Genomic DNA, 8,414 nt, shown 5'->3' with positions numbered 1-8,414 from the left:
GGACATCCTGATTCTGACAAATAAAATGTGATTAACTCACAGACAACTGATAAACAACAATCCTGTAAATCCTTAAATCCTGGACATCCTGATTCTGACAAATAAAATGTGATTAACTCACAGACAACTGATAAATAACAATCCTGTAAATCCTTAAATCCTGGACATCCTGATTCTGACAAACATCCTGTAAATCCTAATTCTGACCATGAATACCACCAAATACCCTAAACGCCTCATCGAAGTTGACCTACCCATTAAACGCATTTCCGCCCACGCAAGACGGGAGAAATCCATCAGACATGGGCATATTTCTACCTTACATATTTGGTGGTCGCGGAAACCTTTAGGAGTATGTCGGTCTGTAATGTGTGCGACTTTATGGCCTGACCCTGTTGATGAAAACTGTCCCCAATCTTTTCGGGATTTAGCTACAGAATATATTAATAATTTTGCGAAAAAAGCAGCAACAGATAAAGAATTATCTAAACATTGTTCTACTGAAATTTGGAGTAAATGGCAAGTTTTAGCTAAACTAGAAAATCAATTAGATAGTAATAATATTCAACACTGGAATATATTAAGAAATAGCTTACTAGATTTTATTGCTGATTTTGCCAATTGGGATAACTCTACCCAAGCTGATTATTTAGAAACCAGTCGGAATTTAACTCAAGCAGCCCATGAAGCATTAGGAGGAATACCAGGAACAAAACCCTTAGTAGTTGACCCTTTTGCTGGTGGTGGTTCTATTCCCTTGGAAGCGTTGCGAGTGGGTGCGGATGCTTTTGCTTCTGATATTAACCCGGTGGCGGTGTTGTTAAATAAGGTGGTTTTGGAATATATTCCCAAATATGGGCAACAGTTAGCGGATGAAGTGCGAAAATGGGGACAGTGGGTAAAGGAAGAAGCAGAAAAAGAGTTAGCCCAATTTTATCCGAAAGATGCTGATGGTAGTACCCCAATAGCTTATTTATGGGCGCGGACTATTATTTGTGAAGGTCCAGGATGTGGTGCGGAAGTACCGTTAAGATCATCCTTGTGGTTGTGTAAAAAAAGTAATCGCAATATTGGTTTAAGGATAATTCCTCAACCGGAAGAAAAGCGGGTAGATTTTGAAATTATAGAAAAGCAAAAGAGTAAATGGGTAGTTAGTGATCACCCAGAAATTGAAGTAAAAAATCCTAGTTTTGATGGTACTGTCAAAAGAGGTTCTGCCACTTGTCCCTGTTGTGGTTATACTACTCCTGTGGCTTCGGTGAGAACACAATTTAAAGCTCGTCAAGGTGGGGCTAATGATGCGAGATTATACTGTGTGGTGACTACTAGAACAAGTCAACAAGGAAGGTTTTATCGGTTGCCTAATGCACAGGATTTAGAAGCTATTAAAAATGCCAGTATTGAGTTAGAAAAAAGGGTTAATGAACATAATGGAAATTTGAGTTTAATTCCTAATGAACCAGTACCTCCTCAAAGCAGAAGTTTTCGTTTAGAGTCTTACGGAATCAGTCAATTCGGAGAATTATTTACCCATCGTCAAAATTTAGCTTTAACTACTTTGGTGAAATTGGTTAAAGATGTGGGAGAAAAGTTAGCAGATAGTAAAAATAAGGGTTTAGCTGATGCTGTGCAAACTTGTTTAAGTTTAGCAATTGATAGACAAGCCAATACATTAACATCTTTATCACGTTGGCATACAACACGAGAAAACATTGAAGGACTTTTTGCAAGGCAAGCAATACCAATGGTTTGGGATATTGCCGAAGCTAATTCATTTTCTGGTGCTACAGGTGGTTTAGATGGTGCTTTGCAATGGGTTTTAGGTGTATGTGAAACTAATTGTACTACCGATAATGAAATAATAGGACAAACCCAACAGTCAAGTGCAACAAATCACCCATTACCCGATAATTTTATTCAAGCATTAATTACAGATCCTCCATATTATGACAGTATTGAATATTCTGATTTGTCCGACTTTTTCTATGTGTGGTTAAAACGGACACTGCCTAAAACTATTGGGATTCCTTTTAATGATGAATTAACCCCTAAAGAAGAAGAATGTATTGTAAATCCAACTCAGGGAAAAGATAAAGCCTATTTTGAGCGCCAAATGGGAAAAGCAATGGCGGAAGGATGCCGTATTTTATCCCCAGAAGGAATTGGGGTAATTGTCTTTGCCCATAAATCTACATCTGGATGGGAGGCACAACTACAAGCGATGGTAGATGCAGGTTGGACAATAACAGCTTCATGGACTATTGATACAGAAATGGGAACTAGAATGAATGCAATGGGTACAGCCGCCCTTGCTTCATCCGTCCACATAGTCTGCCGTCCCCGCACTCCCGACTCCGCACTCATTGGCGACTGGCGCGACGTACTCCAAGAACTGCCTCAGCGTATCCATGAATGGATGCCCAGACTAGCATCAGAAGGCGTAGTCGGTGCAGATGCCATCTTTGCTTGCTTAGGACCGGCTTTAGAAATCTTCTCCCGCTACGACCGCGTAGAAAAAGCCTCCGGCGAACTTGTCACCCTCAAAGAATATCTAGAATACGTTTGGGCGGCAGTTTCCAAAGAAGCATTGAGTATGATATTCTCTAACGCCGATACCACCAGCTTTGAAGAAGATGCCCGCCTCACCGCTATATGGTTATGGACACTTTCCACAGGTAGCGCCGACAACAACGAAACCAACGAATCAGAAACCGACGACGAAGACGACGACGAAACCAGCAGCAAACCCACTAAAACCGGCGGTTACACCTTAGAATTTGACGCAGCCCGGAAAATAGCCCAAGGACTAGGCGCACATTTAGAACAACTTACCCGCTTAGTAGAGGTCAAAGGCAGCACCGCCAGACTTTTACCTGTATCAGAACGTATCGAATATTTATTTGGCAAAGAAGAAGCCCAAACCCCCAGCAAAACCAAAGGTAAAAAAGGCAAAAAGAAAGAACCTGAACAACTCAACTTATTCGCAGTGTTAGGTATCACCGAGACAGAAGAAGATACAGACTGGGGAGAGAAAAACCTACCCCAACTAGGTAACACCACACTAGACTGTATTCACCAAAGTATGATTTTATTTGCTGCCGGACGTAGCGAAGCCTTAAAACGCTTTTTAGTAGATGAAGGAGCAGGAAAAGACCAACGCTTTTGGGGACTTGCTCAGGCATTATCAGCATTATATCCCACTGGCACAGAGGAAAAACGCTGGGTAGATGGGGTATTAGCCAGAAAGAAAGGACTAGGATTCTCATGATGCAAAATATCGCCTCCCAGTGGCAAGCTAAATTCTGGCAAACCCTACAAAAACCTGAAAATGCTGACCCGTTAAAACAAGCAGCTTTAAAAGGACAACTTGGTCAATGGACAACCGCTTTAACCACTACCGTTGTCTCAACTTCTACAGCAATGGGTTGGCATTCCTCCGCTAAAGGACATCCACTAGGCTTGTTTCCTGTATCTCCCAGTGAATACTTAGCTTTAGATGTCATGTCCTTTGCATCCGGTAATACAAGCTGGCGGTTTCCTATTGCGGTCATGGAATTAGAAAATAGTAAAGATATTAACCGCAGTGCCTACTCGCTTTGGAAAGTATTATGCGTCCGTGCAGATTTAAGAATAGTCTTTTGCTACCGTCGCAGTGCAGAAGAACGCGCTCACCTAATTAGTTTTTTACGCGATGAAGTGCTGCAAGCTATGAGTTTAACAGACAGAATGAAACTTGACGGTGAAACCATTATAGTAGTAGGTAGTCGAGATGATTCTGCTACCTTTCCCTACGGGTTTTTTAAATGGTGGCAGTTAGAAACAAATACTGGCAACTTTAGCATACTCTAGCATAGGAATAGTCCACACAACCCATATTCTCGTCACTGCTAAACCCCTACAACATGATTATTTTTACAATCAATATAAAAAATTACCCTCAAATGTGGGACAGGCATCTTGCCTGTCAACCTGTTCCACTATTCAATAATTAATTGAACTATTAAAACCTACCTTGCACACTCACACATTTATCTCACACCCTAAAACCTATGGCAACTATTAAACCTTGGTATAAAATTGATGGACTAACACCCCGCCAAGACCTCCGGGACTGTAAACCCTTAGATGCTGCGGAATTTGCAGTACATTTAGATCAGGTCAGAAATCAAAAAGCACCTGCTGACTATCAACAACCAGAAAGGTTTTTTGACCGTACTTATTTAACTAAATATTTAACTGAATTTTCCGCCCAAGTTGTGCGGCGGTTATCTGGTGAAAAAACAGAAACCTCTGCTATTTTTAATCTCTCGACTCAATTTGGTGGTGGTAAAACCCACGCTTTAACTTTACTCTATCATCTAGCTAAAGGTGGTGCTATTGCTAATAATTGGACTGGTGTACAAAAGATATTACAAAAAGCTGGTATTTCTTCCGTTCCAGAAGCAGCAGTAGCCGTGTTTGTCGGCACTGAATTTGATTCTATTCATGGCCGTGGTGGAGTTGATGGTATACCATTACGGAAAACACCCTGGGGAGAAATTGCTTATCAATTAGGTGGAGAAAATGCCTTAGCTATATTAGCAGAACATGAGCGAAGATTTACTGAACCTAAAGGCGATGTGATTAAACAATTTCTGCCCAAAGATAAACCCTGTTTAATATTAATGGATGAAATTATCAACTATGTGAGTACATATCGAAAAGATGGTTATCACAATAGTTTATATAATTTCATTCAAGCATTATCAGAAACCGCTAGAGGTTCAGATAATGTGGTGTTAGTAGTTTCCATTCCTGCTTCAGAAATGGAATACACTTCAGCTGATGAAGGGGATGAACAAAGATTTAAAAAAATGCTGGATCGGGTGGGTAAACCTATTATGATGTCAGCAGAAGCGGAAACTTCAGAAATTATTAGAAGAAGACTTTTTGAATGGGATGCTGGGGCTGTAACTGCTGACGGTAGGATTATGTTACCAAAAGATGCGATCGCCACTTGCAATGAATACGCTGACTGGGTACTAGATAACCGCCAACAACTACCTAGTTGGTTTCCCCTGAATAATCCCCGTGAAGCCTTTTATGCTACCTATCCTTTTCATCCTTCAGTATTATCAGTATTTGAGCGCAAATGGCAAGTTTTACCCCGCTTCCAACGGACTAGGGGAGTATTGCGTTTATTAGCTTTGTGGGTGTCTCATGCCTATAAAGAAGGATATCAAGGCGCACACCGTGATCCTTTAATTACGTTAGGAACTGCACCACTAGATGACCCACAATTTCGCGTTGCTGTTTTTGGACAATTAGGCGAAAATAGATTAGAAGGTGCAGTAACAACGGATATTTGTGGTAAAAAGGATTCCCATGCAGTGCGTTTGGATGCGGAAGCTGATGAGCAAATTAAAAAAGCACGACTGCACCGTAAAGTTACAACTAGCATATTTTTTGAATCTAATGGTGGTATTTTACGGGCTGAATCTACTATCCCAGAAATTCGGTTAGCGGTGGCAGAACCATCTTTAGATATTGGCAATGTAGAAACAGTTTTAGAGACATTGGCTACAGATTGTTATTATTTGTCAATAGAAAAAAATAAATATCGTTTTAGTATATCACCTAATTTAAATAAGATTTTAGCGGATCGTCGTGCCAATGTCCAATCATCAAGAATTACAGAAAGAGTAAAAGCCGAAATTCAAACAGTTTTTACTTCTCATCCAGGAATACAATTAACTTATTTTCCAGAAAGTTCTGGGACGATTTCTAATCGTCCTGTTTTAACTTTAGCTATATTAGCACCAGAACATTCTCTACAAGATAATCAGACTTTAAAAAAGATGGAGTCTATGACTAAAGAATGTGGTACATCAGACAGAACATTTAAAAGTGCCATAATTTGGGCTGTTGCTGATACTGATACCAGGTTAAGAGAGGAAGCGAGAAAAGTTTTAGCATGGGAAGATATTAACGATGAGGAAAAAGAAAGATTAGATGAAAACCAAAAACGTCAGTTAGAGGAAAATTTGAGAAAATGTGAATCTAATTTAAAAGAAAGCGTCTGGAATGCTTATAAATTTGTGGCTTTATTAGGGAAAGATAACAAAATCCGTGTCATAGATTTGGGTCAAGTAAACTCTACTCAATCTAAATCTACTACATTAGTAGGTTTAATTATTAATCGTTTACGTCAAAGTGATGACGTTATTGATATTATTAACCCGCGCTTTTTAAGTAGAAATTGGCCACCTGCATTTACAGAGTGGAGTACCAAAGCTGTCCGCGATGCTTTTTTTGCATCTCCACTGTTTCCCAGACTGTTAAATAGTGATGTGAATAGTCAGTCCGTCAAAGATGCTATATCTCGCGGTGTCAAGGAGGGAACTTTAGCTTATGTTGGTAAAAGTAATAATGGTTATGAACCTTTTTATTTTCAATGTGATTTTTCTGTGAAAGATGTAGAAATTTCTGAGGATATGTTTATCATTACTAAAGAAACAGCAGAGGCTTACCAAACAGCTTTAGCTGCAAGTGTTTCTATTCCCCAAAAGCCATCAACACCACCAGAAACTGGGGAAACTACTACTAACAACCCAGATAATAATAAAAGTGGTTTTACAGCGGTTCCAAATACTCTAGGAGAGAAACCTACGCCCTCTGATAGTCATAGGAAAAAATCACAAGATGAACCAGAACCAAAAGATGAACCTGAGATGATAACCCCAGTTGTATTACCAAAAATATTAAAGTGGAGTGGTGTAATTACACCGCAAAAATGGATGAATTTTTACACGAAAGTTGTATCTAAATTTGCAACCACCAAAGATTTGAAATTAACATTAAAAGTGGAGGTTTTAGTAGAGGGAGAAATAGCTACCCCAAAGATTGAGGAAACTAAAGTTGCACTGGCTGAATTAGGACTAAATAATGATGTTAAGACTGATATAGATGACAATCACTAAAATGCAAATTTTACTGTCTCTCCTAGACTTCGTTTGATAAATTAATAATAAAGAACACCTAAAACCCCTGATATACTTAGACCATAAAATTAACAAAGCACAATGTCCAGAAATCATGTTTGATTATGTCGCGTGGGTTAGTCAAACCCTTATCAAACACTAATCTCAATTCATCCCAATTGAGGATTTTCCTTTGTTCGTTTCCTGCTACTTTCATGGTAGATTCCGTCCTTAACTTTTAAGGATAACACCAGTCTACAGGAAATCAACAAAAACTAAAATATGAAAATAAAGCATCCCATTAATTTTCACAAAGGTCTAACATTTGCTATCGTATTAGGATTAATGGTTTTATACCACAATTTTACTATTGGAGCTTGGGTTTATCTTTCCCTTCACGGTACTTATGGTTTTCTTTGGTTAATAAAAGATAGCATATTTCCAGATAAGCAATGGGAGCAGGAAATTCCCACTTCTCAAGGAATTATTAACTTTTTTATACTTTGTTTGTACTGGGTAGCGCCATTTATTCTCATTAGTAGTGGTACTGTTCCACCTTTACCATTAGTAGCTGCTGCTATTGCTTTGAATATCACTGGGGTATTTTTACATTTTGCTAGTGATGCCCAAAAATACTATACTCTTAAGCATAAAACTGGATTAATTACAGAAGGTTTTTTTGCTAAATGTCGTAATCCTAATTACTTGGGAGAAGTGTTGATTTATCTGGCTTTTTCTATATTAACTCAACATTGGCTACCTTTCTTGATTCAGGGGTTATTCATAGCCATGATCTTTGTTCCCAATATGCTGAAAAAAGATAAATCTTTATCTCGATATCCTGAGTTTGCGGAATACAAAGAAAACTCTGGTTTGTTCTTCCCTAAGTTATTTAATTCTAGAATTTCTCAGGAAGAAGAAACTACAGCATAATGTAAATGATTTTGCTTGCTAGTAAACACACAATCAGATAACTTAAGATTTGTCAAAGCAAAGATTATGAACTACAAAGCTATCATTTTATCAACAATTTTGGGAATTTCTACACCTGCAATTATTGATATGGCCATTCCTAATCAAGCTATGGCTGTGAAAAAGTTTGATTATCCAGCGGGTGAATTTACGGATAAAGATTGGACTGTGACTTTAGGTTTTACAAATAATTCTTATTACTATTATGGCGAAAACCGTAAAAGTAATTCTAATATCAGTTTATCTGGTGCTGTCGCTTCTGGAACTAAACAACGTCAAATATACACTTGGAATAATAATGGTACAAAATATCAAGTAATTTGGAAACCAAGTGATCCCAAATTTATTCGTGTTCAGGTAATTGATTCCCAAGGTAAAATCATCTTAAATCGTCTACTTCAATCTGTGAAAAAGTAGAGTTTTTTTGATTAAATATTACCTGAATTTACATTGAGTTAAAAAGTTTTGGTTAAAAACTATTGG

The 8,414-nt window shown here is 38.3% G+C and carries 6 protein-coding genes; 5 read left to right on the top strand and 1 reads right to left on the bottom strand.

Annotated elements, in window-relative coordinates:
- Window positions 1–182, bottom strand: a 182-nt coding sequence (locus H6F62_RS20710) for a hypothetical protein (RefSeq protein ID WP_206755825.1), incomplete at its 3' end; no start/stop codon positions are given.
- A gap of 26 nt (window positions 183–208) precedes the next feature.
- Between H6F62_RS20710 and H6F62_RS04800 the strand changes: the two genes are divergently transcribed.
- The 5 genes from H6F62_RS04800 to H6F62_RS04780 all read left to right on the top strand — a co-directional run bounded on the left by H6F62_RS04800 (window position 209) and on the right by H6F62_RS04780 (window position 8,348).
- Window positions 209–3,268 (top strand): DUF1156 domain-containing protein, encoded by a 3,060-nt coding sequence (locus H6F62_RS04800; protein ID WP_190371460.1) that lies wholly within the window; start codon window positions 209–211, stop codon window positions 3,266–3,268.
- A complete protein-coding gene (locus H6F62_RS04795) occupies window positions 3,265–3,849 on the top strand; it encodes a hypothetical protein (RefSeq protein ID WP_190371459.1) in 585 nt (194 codons plus the stop codon). Before H6F62_RS04800 ends, H6F62_RS04795 begins: the two co-directional genes overlap by 4 nt.
- A gap of 200 nt (window positions 3,850–4,049) precedes the next feature.
- Window positions 4,050–6,959, top strand: coding sequence for a DUF499 domain-containing protein (locus H6F62_RS04790; RefSeq protein ID WP_190371458.1), 2,910 nt, complete (start codon window positions 4,050–4,052; stop codon window positions 6,957–6,959).
- A 282-nt stretch (window positions 6,960–7,241) separates the two neighbouring features.
- Entirely contained in the window at window positions 7,242–7,892 is a 651-nt protein-coding gene (locus H6F62_RS04785) for a DUF1295 domain-containing protein (RefSeq protein WP_137908143.1), read from the top strand.
- A gap of 66 nt (window positions 7,893–7,958) precedes the next feature.
- Window positions 7,959–8,348 (top strand): hypothetical protein, encoded by a 390-nt coding sequence (locus H6F62_RS04780; RefSeq protein WP_137908142.1) that lies wholly within the window; start codon window positions 7,959–7,961, stop codon window positions 8,346–8,348.
- Window positions 8,349–8,414 lie beyond the last annotated feature (66 nt).

Source organism: Anabaena sp. FACHB-1391, assembly GCF_014696755.1.
Lineage (GTDB): Bacteria > Cyanobacteriota > Cyanobacteriia > Cyanobacteriales > Nostocaceae > Dolichospermum > Dolichospermum planctonicum.
Note: the sequence above shows the minus strand (reverse complement) of the source record. Positions and strands in the feature narration are given on the sequence as shown.

Excerpts from the sequence above, each read along its gene's own strand:
- H6F62_RS04780 (WP_137908142.1), top strand. The coding sequence starts at position 7,959 with ATGAACTACAAAGCTATCATTTTATCAACAATTTTGGGAATTTCTACA.
- H6F62_RS04795 (WP_190371459.1), top strand. The coding sequence starts at position 3,265 with ATGATGCAAAATATCGCCTCCCAGTGGCAAGCTAAATTCTGGCAAACC.
- H6F62_RS04785 (WP_137908143.1), top strand. The coding sequence starts at position 7,242 with ATGAAAATAAAGCATCCCATTAATTTTCACAAAGGTCTAACATTTGCT.
- H6F62_RS04800 (WP_190371460.1), top strand. The coding sequence starts at position 209 with ATGAATACCACCAAATACCCTAAACGCCTCATCGAAGTTGACCTACCC.
- H6F62_RS04790 (WP_190371458.1), top strand. The coding sequence starts at position 4,050 with ATGGCAACTATTAAACCTTGGTATAAAATTGATGGACTAACACCCCGC.